Origin of the sequence: Clostridium drakei (genome assembly GCF_000633595.2) — a bacterium.
GTDB lineage: Bacteria > Bacillota > Clostridia > Clostridiales > Clostridiaceae > Clostridium_AM > Clostridium_AM drakei.
This window is the reverse complement of record NZ_JIBU02000023.1, coordinates 328058-349815: the sequence shown is the minus strand read 5'-3', so window position 1 is coordinate 349815 and position 21758 is coordinate 328058. Positions and strand designations below refer to the sequence as shown.

21 protein-coding genes are annotated in these 21758 nt (G+C 29.9%); all 21 read left to right on the top strand.

The window, feature by feature from the left end; all coding sequences use genetic code 11:
• Nucleotides 1-3 precede the first annotated feature (3 nt).
• The 21 genes from pstB (at nucleotide 4) to pknB (ending at nucleotide 21749) form a co-directional block, all read left to right on the top strand.
• The gene (gene pstB / locus EG57_RS0213475; protein ID WP_032077711.1) at nucleotides 4-753 is read left to right on the top strand and encodes a phosphate ABC transporter ATP-binding protein PstB; all 750 of its coding nucleotides are present in this window, start codon (nucleotides 4-6) and stop codon (nucleotides 751-753) included.
• Nucleotides 754-819: 66 nt separating this feature from the next.
• Nucleotides 820-1476, top strand: a complete 657-nt coding sequence (phoU, locus tag EG57_RS0213470; RefSeq protein ID WP_032077710.1) for a phosphate signaling complex protein PhoU — start codon at nucleotides 820-822, stop codon at nucleotides 1474-1476.
• Nucleotides 1477-1839: 363 nt separating this feature from the next.
• Nucleotides 1840-2463, top strand: coding sequence for a DUF47 domain-containing protein (locus EG57_RS0213465; RefSeq protein ID WP_032077709.1), 624 nt, complete (start codon nucleotides 1840-1842; stop codon nucleotides 2461-2463).
• Nucleotides 2456-3460, top strand: a complete 1005-nt coding sequence (locus EG57_RS0213460) for an inorganic phosphate transporter (protein ID WP_032077708.1) — start codon at nucleotides 2456-2458, stop codon at nucleotides 3458-3460. The genes EG57_RS0213465 and EG57_RS0213460 overlap by 8 nt, the downstream gene beginning before the upstream one ends.
• 167 nt (nucleotides 3461-3627) lie before the next feature.
• Nucleotides 3628-4962: a DUF512 domain-containing protein gene (locus tag EG57_RS0213455; RefSeq protein WP_032077707.1), complete on the top strand. Its 1335-nt coding sequence runs from the start codon at nucleotides 3628-3630 to the stop codon at nucleotides 4960-4962.
• Between the two features lie 2 nt (nucleotides 4963-4964).
• Nucleotides 4965-6281, top strand: coding sequence for a ribosome biogenesis GTPase Der (gene der / locus EG57_RS0213450; RefSeq protein ID WP_032077706.1), 1317 nt, complete (start codon nucleotides 4965-4967; stop codon nucleotides 6279-6281).
• 2 nt (nucleotides 6282-6283) lie between these two features.
• Complete coding sequence (locus tag EG57_RS0213445; RefSeq protein ID WP_032077705.1) at nucleotides 6284-7282, top strand: NAD(P)H-dependent glycerol-3-phosphate dehydrogenase; 999 nt, start codon at nucleotides 6284-6286, stop codon at nucleotides 7280-7282.
• An 86-nt stretch (nucleotides 7283-7368) separates the two neighbouring features.
• The gene (gene spoIVA, locus EG57_RS0213440; RefSeq protein WP_032077704.1) at nucleotides 7369-8847 is read left to right on the top strand and encodes a stage IV sporulation protein A; all 1479 of its coding nucleotides are present in this window, start codon (nucleotides 7369-7371) and stop codon (nucleotides 8845-8847) included.
• Nucleotides 8848-9112: 265 nt separating this feature from the next.
• Entirely contained in the window at nucleotides 9113-9991 is an 879-nt protein-coding gene (locus EG57_RS0213435) for a YicC/YloC family endoribonuclease (RefSeq protein WP_032077703.1), read from the top strand.
• A 16-nt stretch (nucleotides 9992-10007) separates the two neighbouring features.
• A complete protein-coding gene (gene remA / locus EG57_RS0213430) occupies nucleotides 10008-10286 on the top strand; it encodes an extracellular matrix/biofilm regulator RemA (RefSeq protein WP_032077702.1) in 279 nt (92 codons plus the stop codon).
• The gene (gmk, locus tag EG57_RS0213425; protein ID WP_032077701.1) at nucleotides 10286-10915 is read left to right on the top strand and encodes a guanylate kinase; all 630 of its coding nucleotides are present in this window, start codon (nucleotides 10286-10288) and stop codon (nucleotides 10913-10915) included. The genes remA and gmk overlap by 1 nt, the downstream gene beginning before the upstream one ends.
• On the top strand, nucleotides 10896-11114 hold the full coding sequence (rpoZ, locus tag EG57_RS0213420) for a DNA-directed RNA polymerase subunit omega (RefSeq protein WP_032077700.1): 219 nt from the start codon (nucleotides 10896-10898) through the stop codon (nucleotides 11112-11114). Before gmk ends, rpoZ begins: the two co-directional genes overlap by 20 nt.
• A gap of 3 nt (nucleotides 11115-11117) precedes the next feature.
• The gene (coaBC, locus tag EG57_RS0213415; protein ID WP_032077699.1) at nucleotides 11118-12305 is read left to right on the top strand and encodes a bifunctional phosphopantothenoylcysteine decarboxylase/phosphopantothenate--cysteine ligase CoaBC; all 1188 of its coding nucleotides are present in this window, start codon (nucleotides 11118-11120) and stop codon (nucleotides 12303-12305) included.
• A gap of 81 nt (nucleotides 12306-12386) precedes the next feature.
• Nucleotides 12387-14591: a primosomal protein N' gene (gene priA / locus EG57_RS0213410; RefSeq protein WP_032077698.1), complete on the top strand. Its 2205-nt coding sequence runs from the start codon at nucleotides 12387-12389 to the stop codon at nucleotides 14589-14591.
• A gap of 42 nt (nucleotides 14592-14633) precedes the next feature.
• A complete protein-coding gene (gene def, locus EG57_RS0213405) occupies nucleotides 14634-15089 on the top strand; it encodes a peptide deformylase (protein ID WP_032077697.1) in 456 nt (151 codons plus the stop codon).
• Between the two features lie 4 nt (nucleotides 15090-15093).
• Nucleotides 15094-16026, top strand: coding sequence for a methionyl-tRNA formyltransferase (gene fmt / locus EG57_RS0213400; protein WP_032077696.1), 933 nt, complete (start codon nucleotides 15094-15096; stop codon nucleotides 16024-16026).
• A 39-nt stretch (nucleotides 16027-16065) separates the two neighbouring features.
• Nucleotides 16066-16746: a zinc metallopeptidase gene (locus EG57_RS0213395; RefSeq protein WP_032077695.1), complete on the top strand. Its 681-nt coding sequence runs from the start codon at nucleotides 16066-16068 to the stop codon at nucleotides 16744-16746.
• A gap of 25 nt (nucleotides 16747-16771) precedes the next feature.
• Nucleotides 16772-18100: a 16S rRNA (cytosine(967)-C(5))-methyltransferase RsmB gene (gene rsmB / locus EG57_RS0213390; RefSeq protein ID WP_032077694.1), complete on the top strand. Its 1329-nt coding sequence runs from the start codon at nucleotides 16772-16774 to the stop codon at nucleotides 18098-18100.
• A 9-nt stretch (nucleotides 18101-18109) separates the two neighbouring features.
• Entirely contained in the window at nucleotides 18110-19159 is a 1050-nt protein-coding gene (rlmN, locus tag EG57_RS0213385; protein WP_032077693.1) for a dual-specificity RNA methyltransferase RlmN, read from the top strand.
• Nucleotides 19160-19162: 3 nt separating this feature from the next.
• Nucleotides 19163-19912 carry a Stp1/IreP family PP2C-type Ser/Thr phosphatase gene (locus EG57_RS0213380; RefSeq protein ID WP_032077692.1) on the top strand — a complete coding sequence of 250 codons (750 nt, stop codon included), beginning with the start codon at nucleotides 19163-19165 and terminating at the stop codon, nucleotides 19910-19912.
• Nucleotides 19890-21749: a Stk1 family PASTA domain-containing Ser/Thr kinase gene (gene pknB / locus EG57_RS0213375; protein WP_032077691.1), complete on the top strand. Its 1860-nt coding sequence runs from the start codon at nucleotides 19890-19892 to the stop codon at nucleotides 21747-21749. Before EG57_RS0213380 ends, pknB begins: the two co-directional genes overlap by 23 nt.
• Nucleotides 21750-21758: the final 9 nt, after the last annotated feature.

The window sequence follows — 21758 nt, the reverse complement described above, 5'->3', positions numbered from 1 at the left end:
TAAATGGGTATAATACAGACTAAAGAGCTTGATTTATATTATGGAAATACTCAGGCCTTGAAAAAAATAAATTTAGATGTAAAAAAGAATGCAGTTACGGCATTAATAGGCCCATCGGGTTGTGGTAAGTCTACTTTTTTAAGAACTTTAAATAGAATGAACGATTTAATAGATTCTGTAAAAATAGAAGGGGAAGTATTATTTGAAGATAAGAATATATATAAGGATTATGATGAAATAGATCTTAGAAAAAGGGTAGGAATGGTCTTTCAAAAAGCTAATCCTTTTCCTATGTCTATATATGACAATATAGTATATGGACCTAAGATACATGGGGTAAAGGATAAGAATAAATTAGATGAATTGGTTGAAAGTAGTTTAAAAGGTGCTGTGCTTTGGGATGAAGTAAAAGATAGATTAAATAAAAGTGCATTAGGACTTTCTGGTGGTCAGCAGCAGAGGTTGTGTATTGCAAGAACGTTAGCAGTAGAACCAGAAGTATTACTTATGGATGAACCGACTTCTGCATTAGATCCAATATCTACATTGAAAATAGAAGAACTTATGGATGAGTTAAAGAAAAAGTATACTATAATTATAGTTACACATAATATGCAACAAGCAGGAAGAATATCAGATTATACAGCATTTTTTCTTAATGGAGAGATAGTCGAAAATGGAAAAACTGAAAGTATTTTTTATAAACCTCAGGATAAAAGAACAGAAGATTATATAACGGGAAGATTTGGTTAAAACTATTTGTAAATAAAAGAATATAATACAATAATGTAAACTTAATTTAAATAGAGGTGAGTATGAATGACTAGGACCGGATTTGATATTGCTTTAAAAGAACTTCATAATGATTTATTAAGAATGGGAAGCATAGTTGAAAAACAAATACACCAGTGCATAGAATCACTAGTTAATAAGGATGTTGAATTAGCAGATAATATAATAAAGAACGATGATTTGGTAGATGATCTTCAAAAGGAAATAGAAAATAAATGCATAAGATTAATAGCTAAAGAACAACCCTTGGCTATAGACTTAAGAACTATTTTTACAACTACTAAGTTGGTAACAGATCTTGAAAGAATGGCAGATTATGCAGTAGATATAGCAAAAATAACAAAAAGGCTTAAAAATGAAAAATATGTTAAAGAACTTATAGATATTCCTAAAATGTCAGAGATAGTTAAAGAAATGATAAGAAGAGCTCTAGATGCTTATGTAGCTGCAGATGTTGATAAGGCTTATGAAGTATGTAAAATGGATGACGAAATAGATAGCTTATATAAAAATGTTTTTACTGAAATGTTAACTATAATGGCAAACAATAAGCAAAATGTAAATCAGATAACTCAACTTTTATTTGTATGTAAATATTTGGAGAGGGTTGGTGATCATGTAACTAATATATGTGAATGGACTATATATTTAGTTACAGGAGAATTAAAGGATTTAAATGAATAAAAGGTTTTGAATTTTGTAGAAAAATCATTACATGAATTGGAATTTCTATGATATTAAGGTGTCAGCATATGAACAGATATGTTGGCATCTATTTTTATGCAATTTATTTGTCTATTAAAGTGTGATTTATGTTTGATTTAATATTTATTTGTAACTAATAAATATGGGCTAGAAATATAGAAAAGAAAAAAGTATTATAATGTAATATAATGTAGAAAAGATATTTGAAATGAACTTATGAAAATACTGTATAAAAGAGTTATTGAGTAAAATATATGTTAATTTTGTATTTTATTTTTGTAAAATCTATGGTATACTTTATGAGGTCGAAAATTTATACTTTTAGATCAGGAGGGATAAAGATTGTTTAGTTTGACTCCAAAAGAAGACAAATTTTTCGAATTTTTCGTAGAAACTGCTGATATAGCTTATAAAGCATCTAATATGTTGGTAGAATTTCTAAAAGATCTTGATAATTCAGAGGAAAATTTAAAAAAGCTTAAAGAGGTGGAACACGAAGGAGATAGGAAACAACATCAAATACTTGAACAACTTAATAAAACATTTATAACACCCTTTGACAGAGAAGATATTTACATAATAGCAAAAGACATGGACGATATTATAGATCTAATAGAGTCTGCTGCAAGCAGATTTGTTATGCTAAATGTAAGTAAAGTTACAAAGGAAGCAATTATATTAGGGGATATGATTGCAGCAAGTTGTAAAGAAATTATTACTCTCATGGAAGAATTGAAAAATATGAAAACCAGCAAATATCTAAATAAGAAAATTATAGAAATTAATAGAATTGAAGAAGAAGGAGACAGAGTTTCAAGAAGAGCTATTGGTGATCTCTTCAGATCAAATATTGAAGTTATTGAAGTAATTAAATGGAGAGAAATTTATCAGTATTTAGAGGATACTTTAGATGCTTGTGAAGACATAGCTAATGTAATTGAAGGAGTAGTAATGAAAAATGCTTAGTGGAACTTTGATTTTAATATCTGTTATAATTGTTACTGCTTTAATTTTTGATTTTATTAATGGCTTTCATGATAGTGCCAATGCTATAGCATGCTCTGTATCAACTAGGGTTTTAACGTTAAAGCAGGCAGTCATAATGTCAGCTGCATTAAATTTTGTTGGAGCTTTTGTTTGGGAAGGTGTTGCCAAAACTATAGGTAGTGGTATTGTAGATCCCAATCATATATCACAAACTGTAATTATAGCTGCTTTAATTGGTGCAATAGTGTGGAATATAATAACATGGTATTTTGGAATTCCAAGTAGTTCTTCACATGCTCTTATAGGAGGATTAATTGGCTCTGCTATAGTTTTTCAGTGGTCTTTTGGCATAGTTAATTGGTCAAATTTGTTTTGGAAAGTTATAATATGGATTTTTTTATCGCCTATGATAGGATTTGTGATAGGATTTGTAGTTATGACTATTATGAATGCTGTTTTAAGAATTATGGAAGCAAAACCTTCATCTGTTACTAAAATTTTTTCAAAGGCTCAAATATGTTCAGGAGCGTTTATAGCTTTTAATCATGGATGTAATGACTCTCAAAAATCTATGGGAATTATTACAATGGCACTTATAAGTGGTAATTTTATAACACAGTTTGAAATACCAAATTGGGTAAAGATTTGCTGTGCTTTAGCTATGGCTTTGGGTACAAGTCTTGGAGGGAAAAAAATTATTAAGACCATGGGTACAGGTATGACCAAACTTGCACCTATTAATGGATTCACAGCTGAAATGAGTGCATCAACTGTAATGCTTACTGCAACAATATTAAATGCACCAGTAAGTACGACTCATATAATTACTGGTTCTATAATGGGGGTTGGTGCATCTAAAAGATTTTCTGCAGTAAAGTGGGTTATAGCAAAAGATATTGTAACTGCTTGGGTAATTACTATACCAGCAAGTGCTGTAATTGCAGCTTTAACAATGTTTTTAATAAAATTATTTTAAAATGTGATTTACCCTTCTTAAATATGAAGGGTTTTTTTGTTTCTTTAAATAAGAAAGCTAATACGTTGACTAAATAAACATATTAAGGTAATATTACTAAATGGATATTTTTTTTAGGAACGGAGCCATATTGCGAGATGTACATAGGTCAAAAAGGAGTTGTATATATGAAAAACCAAATAGCACTAGTAGAATCAGGAAGTATTGCAGAAGAAATGGGAATAGAAGTAGGAGACTATTTATTAAGCATTAATGGCAAAATTGTTAAGGATATTATAGATTACAGATTTCTTATGTGTGATGAATATATTAACGTAGAAATAGAAAAGAAGTCTGGAGAGATATGGGAGTTAGATATAGAAAAAGAGTATGATGAAAAGCTAGGAATACAATTTGCAGAGGCTATTTTAGATAAACCTAAAAGTTGTCATAATAATTGTATATTTTGTTTTATAGATCAATTGCCTAATGGTATGAGAGAAACCCTTTATTTTAAAGATGATGATTCAAGGCTTGCTTTTTTGCAAGGTAACTTTATAACATTGACTAATATGAAGGAAGAAGATATAGATAGGATAATTCAATATAAAATTAGTCCAATAAATGTATCTGTTCATACAACTAACTCTGATCTTAGAATTAAAATGATTAATAATAGGTTTGCAGGAAATGTTTATGATAGATTAAAAAGATTAGCTGAAGCAGGCATAAAAATGAATTGCCAAGTGGTGTCTTGTCCAGAGATAAATAATGGAGAGGAACTGAAAAAAACCATAGAAGATTTATACAAATTGTATCCACAAATTGAAAATTTAGCAGTAGTTCCAGTAGGTATTACAAAGTATAGAAAAGGACTATATCAACTTAAGCTATATGATAAAAAAACAGCACGAGAGGAATTAGATAGAATTTCCGAAGTTCAAAAAAAGTATATAAAAGAAATAGGATCTCCATTTGTAAGATTATCAGACGAATTTTATGTTTTAGCAGAAAGAGATGTACCTTCATCGGATTTTTATGATGGCTTTGAACAACTAGAAGATGGAATAGGAATTATAAGAGTTTTTAGAGATACTATTGAAACTTCTTTAAAAAATTTGAAGAAAGATATAAAAGGTTCTTTTACTGTTGTTACAGGAGTTTCTGCTTATGAAGAAATAGATATGGGAATTCAAAAAATATGTACTGTTAATAATAAGATTAATATAAAGGTTGAAAAGATAGTTAATGATTTTTTTGGCCATACTATAACTGTAGCAGGACTTGTAACTGGTGGAGATATAATCCAGCAGTTAAAGGGAGTAGAACTGGGAGAATATCTTATAATTCCTAATGTTATGCTGAGAAAAGGATACGAGCTTGCTTCGAATAATGAAAAAGTGTTTTTAGATGATGTTACTATAGAACAATTAGGTAAGGTTTTAAAAAGAAAAGTTATCATATGTGACTTCACAGGAGAAGATTTAATAAATATAATAAATGATCATTGTAAGGAGGAATAAAAATGGGAAAACCAATAGTAGCCATAGTAGGAAGACCTAATGTAGGAAAATCTACATTGTTTAATAAATTAGCTGGAAAGAGAATATCCATAGTTCAAGATACACCAGGTGTTACTAGAGATAGAATATATGCAGAGGCTGAGTGGCTTAAATATAATTTTACTATAATTGATACAGGTGGTATAGAACCTGAAAATAGTGATGTAATAATTTCTCAAATGAGAAGGCAGGCAACAATGGCTGTTGAAACTGCAAATGTCATAGTATTTATAGTAGATGGTAAACAAGGGCTTACAGATGCTGATAAAGAAGTAGCTCAAATGCTTAGAAAAAGTAAAAAACCTGTAGTGCTTGTAGTTAATAAAATAGATAGTTTAAAAGATGAAGATAATGCATATGAATTTTATAATTTAGGTATAGGGGAACCTATTGCTGTATCAGCTTCACAAGCGCTTGGACTTGGAGATATGTTAGATAAAGTTGTATCATATTTTGATGATGACAAATTATATGATGAAGATGATGAATATATAAAGATAGCATTTGTAGGAAAACCTAATGTAGGAAAGTCATCTCTTATAAATAAACTTTTAGGAGAGGATAGGGTTATAGTAAGTGATGTACCTGGAACTACTAGAGATGCTATTGATAGCTATTTGGAAACAGAACAGGGCAAATTTACTCTTATTGATACAGCAGGACTTAGAAGAAAAAGTAAAGTAAAGGAAGAAATTGAAAGATATAGTGTAATAAGAACTTATGCAGCTATAGAAAGAGCAGATGTTTGTATACTTATGTTAGATGCCACTCACGGTATAACAGATCAAGATGAGAAAATAATAGGTTATGCTCATGAAATGAGTAAAGCTATTATGGTTATAGTGAATAAATGGGATTTAGTGGAAAAGGATACAAATACCATGAATGCTTTTAAAAAGCAAATAGGTATGAATCTTTCATTTATGTCGTATGCTCCATATCTATTTATATCTGCAAAAACGGGACAGAGAATTCAAAAAGTATTAGATATGGTTAAAGAGTGCTATTCCAATTACTCTAAAAAGATAAAAACAGGTGTATTAAATGATGTAATAAGTAAAGCTATAATGATGAAAGAACCTCCTATAATGGGGACAAAAAGATTAAAAATATATTATGTTACGCAAATAGGTACAAAAGCACCTACTTTTGTATTCTTTGTAAATGATCCATCTTGTCTTCATTTTTCTTATGAGAGATATATCGAAAATCAATTAAGGGAAAATTTTGACTTTACAGGTACAGGCATAAAGTTACAGTTTAGGGAAAGGAAGGAATAAATATGAGCTCTAAAGTTGCTTTTTTAGGCGGAGGAAGTTTTGGAACAGCATTATCTATAATGCTAGCTAAAAAAGGGACTAAAGTTAAAGTTTGGGATAGAAATAAAAATGTAATAGATGATATTAATATTAAGAAAGAAAATATAAAATATTTGCATGGAGCAGTTATACCTGTTGGTGTAGAAGCTTCAGAAAATATGGAAGAAGTAATAAAAGATAGTGATTACATAGTAATTTCGGTTCCATCTCATGTAGTAAGAACAATATCTAGAGAAGCGGCAAAGTTTATTAGTAAAGATCAAATAGTGATAAGTATAGCAAAAGGAATTGAAGAAAAAACTGGTAAGAGGCTTTCGCAGGTTATAAAAGAAGAACTGCCATTAAATCATATAGTTATTTTATCAGGACCAAGTCATGCAGAAGAAGTAGCTCAGGACATACCAACTACAGTAGTTGCTGCTTCAGAAGACATAAAGTTTGCAGAGAATGTGCAGGATTTATTTATGACAAACAAATTTAGGGTTTATACTAATGATGATTTAATAGGGGTTGAAATAGGTGGTGCTGTTAAGAACATTATAGCATTAGCAGCAGGAATATCTGATGGCGTTGGATATGGTGATAACACAAAAGCTGCTCTTATGACAAGAGGTATGAGTGAAATAATAAGAATTGGATTAGCTTTAGGTGGAAGAAAAGAAACATTTTCAGGACTTACGGGTATAGGAGACCTTATAGTTACATGCACTAGTATGCACAGTAGAAATAGAAGAGCGGGTATACTCATAGGAAAAGGGACTACTCCAGAAGGAGCTACAGAACAAATAGGAATGGTTGTGGAAGGCATAAAGGCCTGCAGGGCATTTTATGATTTAAAAGAAAAATTAGGAGTTTCTATGCCCATAACAGATGTTTTGTATAAAGTGCTTTTTGAAGGTAAAGATGTTAAGTATGGAGTTTATGAATTAATGACTAGAGATAAGAAAGAAGAAGTTTATTAAACAGTATAATTTTTATATTTAGTAATAAGTTACCCCTAATTTTAATATATATATATTGTTAATATTAGAATATTGGGGGGTATACTTTGGAAAATTTTGATATATACAAAGACATAGCAGAAAGAACCCAGGGAGACATATATGTGGGAGTAGTAGGCCCTGTTAGAACTGGAAAATCTACATTTATAAAAAGATTTATGGAGCTTATGGTATTACCTAATATAGAAAATTCCTATAAAAAAGAAAGAGCTAAGGATGAATTACCTCAAAGTTCTTCAGGAAAATCTATTCATACTACTGAGCCAAAGTTTGTACCAAATGAAGCAGTAGAAATAAGTTTGGATGAAAGCACTAAGTTTAAGGTTAGAATGGTAGATTGTGTTGGATATATTGTAAAAAGTGCATTAGGATATATGGAAGGCGAAGAGGCAAAAATGGTTACTACACCTTGGTATGATTATGAAATACCTTTTGAAGAAGCAGCTGAAATAGGTACTAAAAAAGTTATAAACGAACATTCTACTATTGGATTATTAGTTACAACAGATGGATCTATTACGGATATAAACAGAGATGATTATTTAGAAGCAGAAGAAAGAGTAGTAAATGAACTTAAATCAATAAATAAACCTTTTATGGTAGTTCTTAATTCTCAGCATCCATATGATCCAGAAACTATGACCATTAAAAAAGATTTAGAGGATAAATATGATGTGCCTGTTCAGACAATGGATGTACTTAATATGAAACAAGAAGACATAACTAACATATTTCAGAGAATATTAAAAGAATTTCCAATTAAAGAAATAAATATTGATATGCCTGAATGGATTGAAAAGTTAGAATCAAAGCACTGGCTTAAGGTAGATTTTATTAATGTTGTGAAAGATATGTGTAAAAACATATATAAGGTTAGGGATATAAACAAGTCTGTAGACGGCTTAAATGATGTGGAATTTATAGGAAGATCAGATATAAATGAAATTAATATGGGAGAAGGTACTTCAAGAGTAAGTATAAATCCTAAGGAAGATTTATTCTATAAAATCCTCAGTGAAGTTTGTGATAGTGAAATAATAGGTGAAAGTGATCTTTTGAGAGCAGTACAGGAGATGCATGAAGCAAAGGTTGAATATGATAAGGTAGCAGATGCTTTAAGAGATGTTAGAGAGACAGGTTATGGATTAGTTGCTCCACAGCTTTCAGAAATGAAATTGGAAGAGCCAGAAATAGTAAAACAAGGTAATAGATCAGGAGTTAAATTAAAAGCTAGTGCACCTTCATTACATTTTATAAGAGCAGATATTGAGACTGAAGTTTCTCCTATAATTGGTACAGAAAGAGAAAGTGAGCAAATGATTAAATCGCTATTGGAACAGTTTGAAAATGATCCATCAAAGATATGGCAAAGCAATATGTTTGGTAAATCCTTGGAAATACTAGTAAAGGAAGGGCTTCAAAATAAATTATATAAGATGCCTGAAGATGTTCAAGTAAAAATACAAAAAACACTTCAGAAAATTATAAATGAAGGCAATGGTGGATTGATTTGCATTATATTATAAAATTTCATGTACTAGCATATAATTTCATTAAAGTGAGCCTGTGAATTTAAATTCACAGGCTTTGAAACGTAATATGAAATAATTTAAAATAAAATTTCAATATTTCATTAAATGTGTTTATACCTTGTATTTTGTGGTATAATTTTTATAAATGTATTTTAATCTTCTTATGATATTAGTAATTATAAATTTGTCTTGAAATTATTATTAGTATTTATGTATAATTAGTATGGATTGGTAAGGTAAACACGGAAGGATGAAAAATATGATAAAAAGTATGACTGGTTTCGGAAGGGGAAGTACAGATCAAGAAGGTGGAAGATTTACAGTAGAAATAAAAACTGTTAATCATAGGTACTTGGATTTAAATATTAAAATGCCTAAGACCTTTATAGCACTTGAAGACAGAATGAGAAAACTTATTAAGGAAAAGGTTAATAGAGGCAAAATTGACATTTTTATCACACAAAACAATTATGAAAAACAAGGTGTAAATGCTATATTAAATGAACCACTAGCTGATAGCTATGTTCAATGTTTAAACAAAATAAGAGAGAGATATGGTATGCAAGAAAATATAACTGTATCGCTTATTGCAAAGTTTCCAGAAGTAATAACTATAAAGCAGGAAGAAGAAGATTTAGAAATACTATGGGAATCTCTTAGAACTCCATTAGAAGATGCAGTGGATATGCTTGTTTCTATGAGAGAAAAAGAGGGAACAAAGTTGCAGCAAAATATATTTGTAAAGTGTGACTATATTAAATCACTATTGGATAAAATAGAAAAAAGATCACCACAGGTAGTTGTGGATTATAAACAAAAGCTTACTACTAGGTTAAGCGAGCTAATGCAGGATTATACCATTGATGAGAGTAGAATTGCTATGGAAATTGCTTTGTTTGCAGATAAAGCTTGCCTAGATGAAGAAATTGTTAGATTAAATAGTCATTTGATTCAAATGAAGGACACTTTAAATTTAGAGGAACCTATAGGAAGAAAGTTGGATTTTATTGTTCAGGAAATGAATAGAGAAGCTAATACGATTGCTTCAAAGTCAAATGATTTAGAGATAACTAACCATGTATTAAATATAAAAAATGAAATTGAGAAAATTAGAGAACAAATTCAAAATATAGAGTAAAATTAGGAGGAAGCATATGGGTATAAAATTGATAAATATAGGTTTTGGAAATATAGTTTCAGCAAATAGATTAGTAGCTATAGTTAGTCCTGAGTCCGCGCCTATAAAAAGAATAATACAAGAAGCTAGAGACAGGGGAATGCTTATAGATGCTACTTATGGAAGGAGAACAAGAGCTGTTATAATTACAGATAGTGATCATGTAATACTTTCAGCAGTTCAACCAGAGACTGTAGCACATAGATTAGCCTCAAAAGAAGAAGATGATGATGCAGCTAATGAGGTAGAGGAATAATGAAAGAAAAAGGCCTATTAGTGGTGATATCAGGTCCATCAGGAGCTGGTAAAGGAACTATATGTAAGGCTTTATTAGAAAAAAATGATTTTTGGCTTTCTGTTTCTGCAACTACAAGAAGTCCAAGGGTAGGAGAAGTAGATGGCGTAAATTATTATTTTTTGAGTAAAGAAGAATTTCAAAATAGGATAAAAAATGAAGGGTTTCTTGAATATGCAGAAGTTTATGGAAATTATTATGGAACACCTAAAGATAGCGTTTTATCAGCAATAGATAGTGGTAAAGATGTAGTGCTAGAAATAGATATTCAAGGAGCTTTAAAGGTGAAAGAAACTTATCCAGAAGGAGTTTTCATTTTTATACTTCCTCCATCTATGAAAGAATTAAGACAAAGGATAATAAATAGAGGAAGTGAAACTGAAGAGTCTTTAATGACAAGATTTAAAGCTGCATATAAAGAAATAAATTATGTTTCGAAATATAACTATGCTGTTGTAAATGACACTGTTGAAGAAGCATTAAAAAAAATAGAAGGCATAGTTATAGCAGAAAGATGTAGAGTAGACAGAGTTAAAGAAAATATATTAGATTCAAAGGAGGGTATTATTCATGAGCAACTCTATGATTAATCCATCAGTAGTAGATTTATTAAAAAAAATAGACAATAGATATACATTAGTTACAATGACAGCTAAAAGGGCTAGACAATTAATTGAAGGTGCAGAACCTATGGTAAGAATTACTTCTACTAAACCTGTTACAATAGCAATAAATGAAATTAGTCAAGGAGTTATCACTTATACTACAGTCAAAGAAGGTATTAAATAAACAGTGAATAACAAGAAGACTATAGTTATAGGTGTAACAGGTGGTATTGCAGCTTATAAGGCTTTAGATGTAATAAGTAAACTAAAGAAAAAAGATTTTGAAATACATGTAATTATGACTAAGGCAGCTTTAGAATTTCTAACTCCTTTAAGCTTTCAGACATTAAGTGAAAATATAGTTAATTTTGATATGTTTTCTGAACCTAAAGCTTGGGAAATCCAACATATTTCGCTTGCAAAAAAAGCAGATTTGATGTTAATAGTTCCAGCTACAGCAAATATAATAGGAAAAGTTGCTAGTGGCATAGCAGATGATTTATTATCTACAACTATTATGGCTACTAAAGCACCAGTAGTTTTTGCACCTGCTATGAACACTAATATGTATAATAATCCTATAGTACAAGATAACATGGGAAAACTTATTAAGTTTGGATATAAGTTTATATACCCTGAGTCAGGAAGATTGGCTTGTGGTGATGAAGGTGAAGGTAAACTTGCTAATACAGAACTTATATCAGAGTTTGTACAAAGCATGATGTATGATATAAAAGATCTTGAAGGTAAAAAAGTTTTAGTAACAGCAGGACCAACTATAGCGTCAATGGATCCTGTTAGATACATAACCAATAGGTCTTCGGGGAAAATGGGTTATTCTGTAGCAGAAGAAGCTAGAGACAGAGGAGCAGATGTAACCTTAATATCTGGAGATACTTATATTAAGGCTCCTGCTGGAGTAAATGTAATTCATGTTAAGACTAATAAGGAAATGCTCAATAGTGTTATAGATAACTTTGAAAAGCAGCATATAGTAATAAAAGCTGCAGCTGTAGCGGATTATAAGCCAAAGGATTATTCCAAAAAGAAAATAAAAAAATCTCAAGATGAGTTTGAATTAAAACTTGTTAAAGATGAGGATATACTTAAAAAGTTAGGGACTTTAAAGAAGAAACAAATACTTGTAGGATTTGCTGCGGAAAGTAATGATTTATTAGAAAACGCACAGAAAAAACTGAAGGCTAAAAATTTAGATTATATTGTTGCAAATGATATAACAGCATCAGATACAGGTTTTGCTTCTGATAACAATAAAGTAACTATTTTGTGTAAAGATGGAAGAAAAATTGATTTAGAAAAGATGTCTAAAAGGCAAGTTGCAAAGAAATTATTTGATTTAATAAATGAAAAATAAATTTTGGGGAGGGGTTGAAACTTACGATTTATCGTAAGGTAATACCTCTCCTATTTAGTATTGAAAACAAAGGGTGATTAAGTGTACAGTTATGCAGGTATTGTAGTTAGTAATAGTTCCTTACAAGTAGATAGGATTTTTACATATAAAATACCAGAAACATTAGTAAACAAAATAGATATTGGCATTAGGGTAAAAGTCCCTTTTGGTATGGGAAATAAAAAGATAGATGGATTTGTAGTAGAACTTTATGATGAATATACAGGTAATACAAGAATTAAAGAAATATCAGGAATATGTGATAAGTTTACCTTGTTTACCAGAGATGATGTAATTCTTATTAAAGAGATGAAAAATAAATATTTATCAACTTATTTGGAATGTATAAAAGTTTTTATTCCAACAGGTATTTCTAGTGGAATGAAAAATAAAACAGAAATACAAGTGTATACAGGAGAAGTGGATCTAAGTGAAAAATTTAAAAAAGAACCATATTTAAGTATATACTATATAGTAAAAAAAAATCCAGGTATTTATAATAAGAATGCTTTAGCGAAAAAATTTAGTGTATCACTATCTTCCATAAATACAATGATAAAACATGGTTTTCTCGATCAAAAAGAGAATGTGGTAAATAGATATAATGTAAGACAGTATGAAAAATATTCTAAGAAGATTTTAAATGAGGAACAGCAAAATGCTGTAGATACTATATTAAATTCATCCCAAAGTCTCTTTATGATACATGGAGTTACAGGTAGTGGGAAAACGGAAATATACATGCACTTGGTAAGTAACATGATGGAAAAAAATAAAGAATCTATAATACTAGTGCCTGAAATTGCACTTACACCTCAAATGGTGGAAAGGTTTAAAGGAAGGTTTGGAAAAGATATAAGTGTTTTTCACAGTAAGTTATCACCAGGGGAAAGATACGATGAATGGCTAAGAGTAAAGGAAGGAAAAGTTAAAGTAGCAATAGGAGCTAGATCTGCAATATTTCTTCCCTTTAGCAATTTAGGAATCATAGTAATAGATGAAGAACATGAAGGAAGTTATAAATCTGATAGTAATCCTAAATATAATGCAAGGGAAATTGGAGAAATGAAATGTAAAATAAGTAATTGCAAGTTAATCCTAGGCTCGGCCACCCCATCAGTAGAAACCTACTATAGATGCAAAAATAAAGATATAGAACTTATAACTATAAAAAATAGAGCTGATAATGCTATTATGCCTAAAATTAAAATTGTAGATATGAGACAAGAATTGCTAAACAATAATAAATCTATTTTTAGTAAGAAACTTTATGAATCTATAGAAGAAAGATTGAATAGAAAAGAACAAATAATACTTTTTTTAAATAGAAGAGGTTTCTCAACATTTGTTTCTTGTAGAAAGTGTGGGTATGTATTCAAGTGTGATAACTGTGATATATCTCTAACTTATCATAGAGATGAAAAAAAATTGGTGTGCCATTATTGTGGCAGTAGTAGAAAATCATCTAGTATTTGTCCTGAATGTGGAAGTAAGTATGTTAAATATTTTGGCGTTGGTACTGAAAAGATAGAACAGGAGATACAAAAATATTTTCCTGATGCTAGAACTTTAAGAATGGATTTTGACACTACTAGAGGTAAAAATTCTTATGAAACAATATATAACACTTTTAAACAAGAAAAAGCAGATATACTCATAGGAACTCAAATGGTAGCAAAAGGATTAGACTTTAAAAATGTTACTTTAGTAGGGATAATTGCAGCAGACTTATCTTTGAATTTGCCAGACTTCAGATCTAGTGAAAGGACATTTCAACTTATTACACAGGTTTCAGGTAGAGCTGGTAGAGGAGAAAAAAGAGGAGAAGTTATTATTCAAACATATAGTCCAGAAAACTATAGTATAATATGTGCAGCTAACAATAATTATAAAGATTTCTATGAAGAAGAAATAAAAGTTAGGAATATTATGGAGTATCCACCTTTTGTTGATTTATTTCTTATTAATATGAGTAGCAAAAACGAAAATGTATTAATAAAAAGTATACAAAATGTTGGTATATTTTTAAAAAATATATTAGAAAAAAATGATACAATTAAAATATTAGGACCTTGTCCTTGTGAAATTTCTAAAATTAAAGAGTTTTATAGGTGGCAAATAATATTAAAGGGCAATATAGAAAAGGAAGTTAAGGAAAAAATAAGAAAACTAGTTTATGATTTATTAAAAAATGTTTATAATGATATAAGGGTAAGTATTGATGTAAACCCTAATAGTTTATTATAGTTGGTTAAATAAAGTTTGTATTTAAATTAGGAGGTAAAAGTAATGGCTTTAAGAAATATTAGAAAATATGGTGATGATTTATTAAGAAAAAAGAGTAGAAAAGTAGAAAATATAGATGATAGAATTGTAACATTGTTAGATGATATGGCAGAAACAATGTATGAGGCTGATGGAGTAGGACTTGCAGCTCCTCAAGTAGGTATACTTAAAAGAGTCGTAGTAATAGATGTAGGTGAGGGAATATTAAAACTTGTAAATCCTGAAATTATATCTACGGAAGGTAGTTACATCGATGAAGAAGGATGTTTAAGTGTACCTGGTGAGCAAGGAAAAGTGGAAAGACCCTACAAAGTAAAAGTAAAAGCTTTAAATGAAAAAGGAGAAGAAATTATAGTAGAAGGTGAGGAATTGCTTGCAAGAGCATTATGCCACGAAATAGATCATTTAGAGGGGATATTGTTTGTTGATAAAATTTTAGAAATTGAAGGAGAAAATTAGAAGTATGAATATAGTCTTTATGGGAACACCAGATTTTGCTGTTCCTTCATTGAAAAAACTTATAGAAAAATTTAATGTAATAGCTGTCTTTACTCAACCTGATAAACCTAAAGGAAGAGGAAAAAAATTAGGTATGTCAGCAGTAAAAGAAGTAGCACTAGAACATGATATACCTGTATATCAACCAGAAAAATTAAGAAAAGATATTGAAGCGTTAGAAAGCTTAAAGAATATGAGTCCTGATTTTATAGTAGTAGTGGCATATGGGCAGATACTTACAAAAGAAGTATTAGATATACCTAAACATGGGTGCATAAATTTACATGCTTCACTTCTTCCAAAGTATAGAGGAGCTGCACCTCTAAATTGGGCTATAATAAATGGGGAGAAGGAAAGTGGAAACACAACTATGTTTATGGATGTTGGTCTAGACACTGGTGATATGCTTTTAAAAAGCCATGTGGATATTGCAGAAGATATGACAGCAGGAGAACTTCATGATATTTTAATGGAAGATGGAGCAGAGCTTTTAGTTAGAACTTTAGAAGGTATTGAAGACAAAACTATAAATAGAGAAAAACAAGGAGATTCAACCACTGCTTATGCATCCATGCTAAATAAGGATATGGCTAAAATAGATTGGAATTCAAGTAATAAGCAAATAAAAAATTTAATTAGAGGATTAAATCCTTGGCCTATTGCATATACTCATTATGAAGGAAAAAATATGAAAATTTATGAAGCAAGTATGCTAAATGAAAATAATAATTATAATCCTGGATATGTAATAGATGTGTGTGATGAAGGAATAAAAGTTGCTTGCAAAGAAGGAATTTTACTTTTAACGAGTATACAATTTTCAGGTGGTAAGCCAATGAAGGTTAGCGAATATATAAGAGGACATAAACTAAATAAAGGTATTATATTGGGAGAATAAATTACTTTAATTTAAGTAATTGAAAAGGAGAGTGTAGCTATGTTTTATTTTGATAGTAGTTTCATTATATTAATTCCAGCATTAATAATAGCAGCTGTGGCTCAATATAAGGTTTCTTCTACTTTTGACAAGTATTCAAAATTTGGAAATCGTAATGGATATACAGGATCACAAGTTGCAAGAATGTTACTTGACAATAATGGATTATATGATGTACCAGTAGAAGTCATTCCAGGAAAGCTTACAGATCATTATGATCCAACTAATAGAGTAATGAGGCTTTCAGAAGAAGTTTTTTATGGAAATTCTGTAGCTTCTATCGGAGTGGCAGCTCACGAAACAGGCCATGCTTTTCAACATAAAGAACGTTATGCACCTTTAGTAATTAGGAATTCAATAGTTCCTGTGGTGAATTTTAGTTCAAATATTTCATGGTTATTATTTCTTGCAGGGTTTGTACTTGGTATAAAACCTCTAATTAATTTTGGAATATTATTATTCTCAGCAGTAGTTATATTTCAACTTATAACATTACCTGTGGAATTTGATGCTTCCAGTAGAGCATTAAGGATATTGGAAAAAAGAGGTATACTATATAGTGAGGAACTAAGAGGAGCTAAATCTGTGTTAAGTGCAGCTGCTATGACATATGTAGCAGCAGCTATAACAGCTATATCAAACTTGATAAGATTAATACTTATTAGTAGAAGAGAAGATTAAAAATAATTGAAGCAGAGGTAATATAATGGATAGTGCTAGAAAAACGGCAGTTAAAATACTTAAAGAAGTATTTTGTGGAAATTCATACTCTAATATAGTTATAGGAAAAGAACTAAATAGATCTGATATGAATGATAAAGATAAAGCTTTAGTAACAGAAATAGTATATGGAACCTTAAAATACAAATATACAATAGATACTATATTGAATTACTATATAAAAAGTGGACTTAAAAAATTAGATATAGATATCCTAAATATACTTAGGATATCTATTTATCAGATAAAGTATTTAGATAAAATACCAGAGTTTGCTATAGTTAATGAGGCAGTTGAATTGGCCAAGAGAAAAGCTGTGAAGACTGCAAGACTTGTAAATGGAGTTTTAAGAAGTTATCTTAGAAGCAATAATATAGATTATTATAATAAAAATAGTGATATAGAAAAAATGTGTTTTGATTATTCTTTTCCTAAGTGGATGGTTAGTTTATTTAATAAACAGTATGGAAAAGAAGAAACTAAAAAAATATTACAGGGATTGAATGAAGTTCCTGCAATTACAGTAAGAGTAAATAATTTAAAAACTAATTATGAAGAAGCTTGGGAACAACTTAAGGAAAATGAATATGACATAGAAGAAGGAAAAGTATGTCCAGAAGCAATTATAATAAATAGAGGCAGAAATATAGAGAATAATCCTCTTTTTAAAAATGGATTGATCACTGTTCAGGATGAAAGTGCGATGATGGTGGCTCCTTCTATGGAGTTAAAAGAAAATATGACTGTTTTAGATTTATGTAGTGCTCCAGGTGGTAAAACTTGCCATATAGCAGAACTTACAAATAATCAAGGGAAAATATATGCTTTTGATATTCATGAAAATAAACTGCCTTTAATAAGGGAAAATGCTAAGAGACTTGGCATAACAAATATAAAATGTGGCATTTTAGATGCTTCTAAATATATGGATATATATGAGGAAAAAGGCGATAGGGTATTGATAGATGTACCTTGTTCAGGACTTGGGATTATAAGGAAGAAACCAGAAATTAAGTGGAATAAGGATAAAGAGTCATTAGAAAGTCTTGTGAAAATTCAAAAGACAATTATGCTCAATGCAGCTAAATATGTTAAAAAAGATGGAAAACTTATTTATGCTACTTGTACTTTAAACAAGGAAGAAAATGAAGAAAACATAAAATGGTTTATAAAGAAAAGACCAGATTTTCAGATAGAACCAATATATTACGGGAAATTAGATAATATAATTTATCATGATGAAGGATATATAACCATATTACCAAATAAATACATGGATGGATTCTTTATTGCAAAAATGATAAGACGTGGGTAGGTGTAATTAGTGGATAATATTTTAGACTTAAGCCTTGAAGAGCTAAAGCAATGGATGAAGGATAATGGAGAAAGTGAATTTAGGGCTAAGCAAGTATTTCACTGGATATACAAAAACAATCAGTGGAATTTTCAAAAAATGGATAATTTACCCAAAGGAACAAAAGAAAAACTCATAAAATGTTTTGAGATAGATATACCAGAAATTATAGAAGTATACAAATCCCAAAATGATGATACACATAAATTTCTTTATGAATATAAGGATGGAAATATAATTGAAACAGTAGTTATGAAATATAAACATGGAAATTCTATATGTGTTTCTACTCAAGTTGGCTGTAGGATGGGATGTAAGTTTTGTGCATCTACTGTAGATGGAATGGTGAGAAACTTAAGTAGTGGTGAAATAATAGCTCAAATTTTAAAAGCTCAAGAAAAAATGGGGGAAAGAATATCGAACATAGTTTTAATGGGAAGTGGCGAACCTCTAGATAACTATGAAAATGTAACAAAATTTTTGAGCTTAGTAAATGCTGAATATTGTCTTAATATAGGTCAAAGGCACATAACTCTTTCAACTTGTGGTATAGTTCCTAAAATTAAAGAACTAGCAGACAAAAATTATCAAATAACACTAGCAATATCACTTCATGCTGCTAATGATGAACTTAGAAAAACTATGATGCCGATAGCTAATAAATATTCTATAAACGATATTATAGAAGCATGTAAGTATTATATAAGTAAGACAAACAGAAGAATTACCTTTGAATATGCTTTAGTAAATGATGTTAATGATAGTGCTCAATCTGCAGAAGAATTAGTTAAGCTTTTAAGGGGGATTTTATGTCATGTAAATCTTATACCTGTAAATAAAGTAAGGGAAAACAATTTTGAAAAATCTTCTACAAATAATATAAAAAACTTCTCTAACATTTTAATTAAAAAAGGTATAGAAACTACTATTAGAAGAGAAATGGGCTCAGATATAAATGCTGCATGTGGTCAGTTAAGAAGGAGCTATTTGAAATCTAAAAATTATTTAAGAGGGGTGTAAAAAATGGTAGGGATGTTGTCAGATATAGGTAACGTTAGGAAAATTAATGAAGACTCAGTTGGATTTTATCAAAGTGAAAACTTTGATATTTATGTTATTGCCGACGGTATGGGAGGACATAATGCCGGAGAAGTTGCTAGTAAATTGGCAGTAGACACTACTATTGATTATGTAAAATCATTTGTTAACTTTATTAGTATAGAGAGTATGAAGGATACATTGAAATCAGGTATAAAATCAGCTAATGAAAAAATTTTTAATTTGTCTAAAAATAGCTCTGAACTTAATGGAATGGGGACAACTATAACTGCATGTTTAATTAAAGAAAATAAAATGATAGTAGCTAATGTAGGAGATAGCAGCTGTTATATTATGAAGTATGATGGAATAGTTAAAATAACTAAGGATCATTCATTAGTGCAGCAGTTGGTGGATGAAGGAAGTATTACTGAAGAAGAGGCTGTAAGTCATCCTAATAAAAATATAATAACAAGAGCATTAGGTACAAATATAGATGTGGATATAGATATTTTTGAAGCAAATTTATCTGATACGTTAAAAATAATTTTGTGTACTGATGGATTATCTAATGGAGTAAGTTTGAATGAAATGTATGATATAATAATGAATAATAGTAATCAGGGAGCATGTAAGCAACTAATAGGACTTAGTAAGTTAAAGGGTGGAAGAGATAACATATCAGTTATTGTATTTGAAGGAGAGTGTGAAGATGATAGGAACCATGCTAGGTAATAGGTATGAATTGTTAGAAAAAATAGGTGAGGGAGGTATGGCATTAGTTTATAAGGCTAAATGTCATTTATTAAATCGTTATGTAGCAGTTAAAATATTAAAAGAACAGTATTCTGATGATAAAGAATTTGTTGAAAAGTTTAAAAGAGAAGCAACAGCAGTAGCCAGTCTTTCAGATAACAATATAGTAAATATTTATGACGTAGGTACACAAGGTGATATAAATTATATAGTAATGGAATATGTTAATGGTAAAACTTTAAAACGAATAATTCGTGAACAAGGCAAGATCCCTACAGCAAAAACTGCAAATCTAGCTATTCAAATAGCTAGGGCTTTAGATTGTGCACATAGAAACAACATTATACATAGGGATATAAAACCTCAAAATATATTAGTTACTAATGAAGGAATAGTAAAAGTAACTGATTTTGGTATAGCCAAAGCTTCTAATTCAGTTACAATAACTAATTCCAGCAAAGTTATGGGATCAGCACATTACTTTTCGCCTGAACAGGCTAAAGGAAGTTTTGTAGACTGTAGAACAGATATATATTCTTTAGGTATAGTTATTTATGAAATGTGTACAGGAAGAGTACCTTATGATGCTGATAGTCCAGTATCAGTAGCATTAAAGCATATACAAGAACCAGTGATTCCACCAAATCAGTTAAATGAAAATATACCTGATAATTTAAATAATCTTATATTGAAAGCTGTGGAAAAAGAGCCTATTAAAAGATATCAGACAATAAAAGATATGCTTACTGATCTTAGAAAGATAGAAAAAAATCAAGAAGTTAATATTTCTACTAATGATTTTGATGAAGATATGACTAGAGTAATGGATGCTGTAGTAGTAGATGATAAAGATAAATACAATAAAAATAAATATGATAATGGTAAAAACCATAATGATGATTACGATGATCATTATGATAAAAAGAAAACAATGATTGATCCTAAAAAAAGAAAAATACTAATGTTTGTTACTGCAGCAATATTAGTATTAGTTATAGGTGGGGTTTCAGGATATTTTGCTCTTAACAAGGCATCTGCTAAAACTACAGTGCCTAAGATAGTTGGTATGAAGCAAGAAGATGCAAAAAAAGCTGTTGAAGATAGTAAGTTGAAATTTGTTTCTATAGGAAAGGAAAAGAGTGATAAACCAGAAGGGACTGTACTTAGAACTTATCCAGACCCAGGAACAAGTGTAAATGTAAATTCAGAAGTTAGAGTTAGTATAAGTGGTGGACCAGATAAGTTAGCAGTTCCTAGTTTAATAGGTATGGATTTAGATTCTGCAAAAGATGTTATAGAAAAAAGTGGATTAAAGATTGGAGATGTAAGTCGACAGTATGATGATAGCGTACCTAAAGGAAATGTAATAAAGCAAGATCCTCAACCAGATTCAGATGCTACAGCAGATACCAAAATAAATCTTGTAGTGAGCAGAGGACAAGAAGTTAAGAATTTAACTGTTCCAGATGTAAATGGGAAAGGTATTGATGAAGCGTCAGGAACAATATCTAGTGCAGGTTTCAAAGTAACAAAATCAGCAGTAGATACATCAGATAAATCACAAGATGGAAAAGTAATAAGTCAATCTATTTCAGGTGGAGAACAAGCAAAAGCAGGAAGTACTGTTAATTTAACTTATTATAAGTATAAGGAACAGCAACCTACTCAACCAGATAACAAGAATTCTGATCCAAATGTAGATCCAAAAAAAGGTGATCAAACAGATCCAAACAAAAGTAATGGTGATCCGAATAAGAGCAGTACCAGCGATTCAAATAATAAATCAAATTCAGGTAACAATAATAAAAGTCAGTAAGTATTAATT

Bases quoted from the DNA above. Each gene is read 5' to 3' on its own strand.
- pstB (WP_032077711.1), top strand. From the start codon at position 4: ATGGGTATAATACAGACTAAAGAGCTTGATTTATATTATGGAAATACT.
- phoU (WP_032077710.1), top strand. From the start codon at position 820: ATGACTAGGACCGGATTTGATATTGCTTTAAAAGAACTTCATAATGAT.
- EG57_RS0213460 (WP_032077708.1), top strand. From the start codon at position 2,456: ATGCTTAGTGGAACTTTGATTTTAATATCTGTTATAATTGTTACTGCT.
- EG57_RS0213455 (WP_032077707.1), top strand. From the start codon at position 3,628: ATGAAAAACCAAATAGCACTAGTAGAATCAGGAAGTATTGCAGAAGAA.
- der (WP_032077706.1), top strand. From the start codon at position 4,965: ATGGGAAAACCAATAGTAGCCATAGTAGGAAGACCTAATGTAGGAAAA.
- EG57_RS0213445 (WP_032077705.1), top strand. From the start codon at position 6,284: ATGAGCTCTAAAGTTGCTTTTTTAGGCGGAGGAAGTTTTGGAACAGCA.
- EG57_RS0213435 (WP_032077703.1), top strand. From the start codon at position 9,113: ATGATAAAAAGTATGACTGGTTTCGGAAGGGGAAGTACAGATCAAGAA.
- remA (WP_032077702.1), top strand. From the start codon at position 10,008: ATGGGTATAAAATTGATAAATATAGGTTTTGGAAATATAGTTTCAGCA.
- gmk (WP_032077701.1), top strand. From the start codon at position 10,286: ATGAAAGAAAAAGGCCTATTAGTGGTGATATCAGGTCCATCAGGAGCT.
- rpoZ (WP_032077700.1), top strand. From the start codon at position 10,896: ATGAGCAACTCTATGATTAATCCATCAGTAGTAGATTTATTAAAAAAA.
- def (WP_032077697.1), top strand. From the start codon at position 14,634: ATGGCTTTAAGAAATATTAGAAAATATGGTGATGATTTATTAAGAAAA.
- fmt (WP_032077696.1), top strand. From the start codon at position 15,094: ATGAATATAGTCTTTATGGGAACACCAGATTTTGCTGTTCCTTCATTG.
- EG57_RS0213395 (WP_032077695.1), top strand. From the start codon at position 16,066: ATGTTTTATTTTGATAGTAGTTTCATTATATTAATTCCAGCATTAATA.
- rsmB (WP_032077694.1), top strand. From the start codon at position 16,772: ATGGATAGTGCTAGAAAAACGGCAGTTAAAATACTTAAAGAAGTATTT.
- EG57_RS0213380 (WP_032077692.1), top strand. From the start codon at position 19,163: ATGGTAGGGATGTTGTCAGATATAGGTAACGTTAGGAAAATTAATGAA.
- pknB (WP_032077691.1), top strand. From the start codon at position 19,890: ATGATAGGAACCATGCTAGGTAATAGGTATGAATTGTTAGAAAAAATA.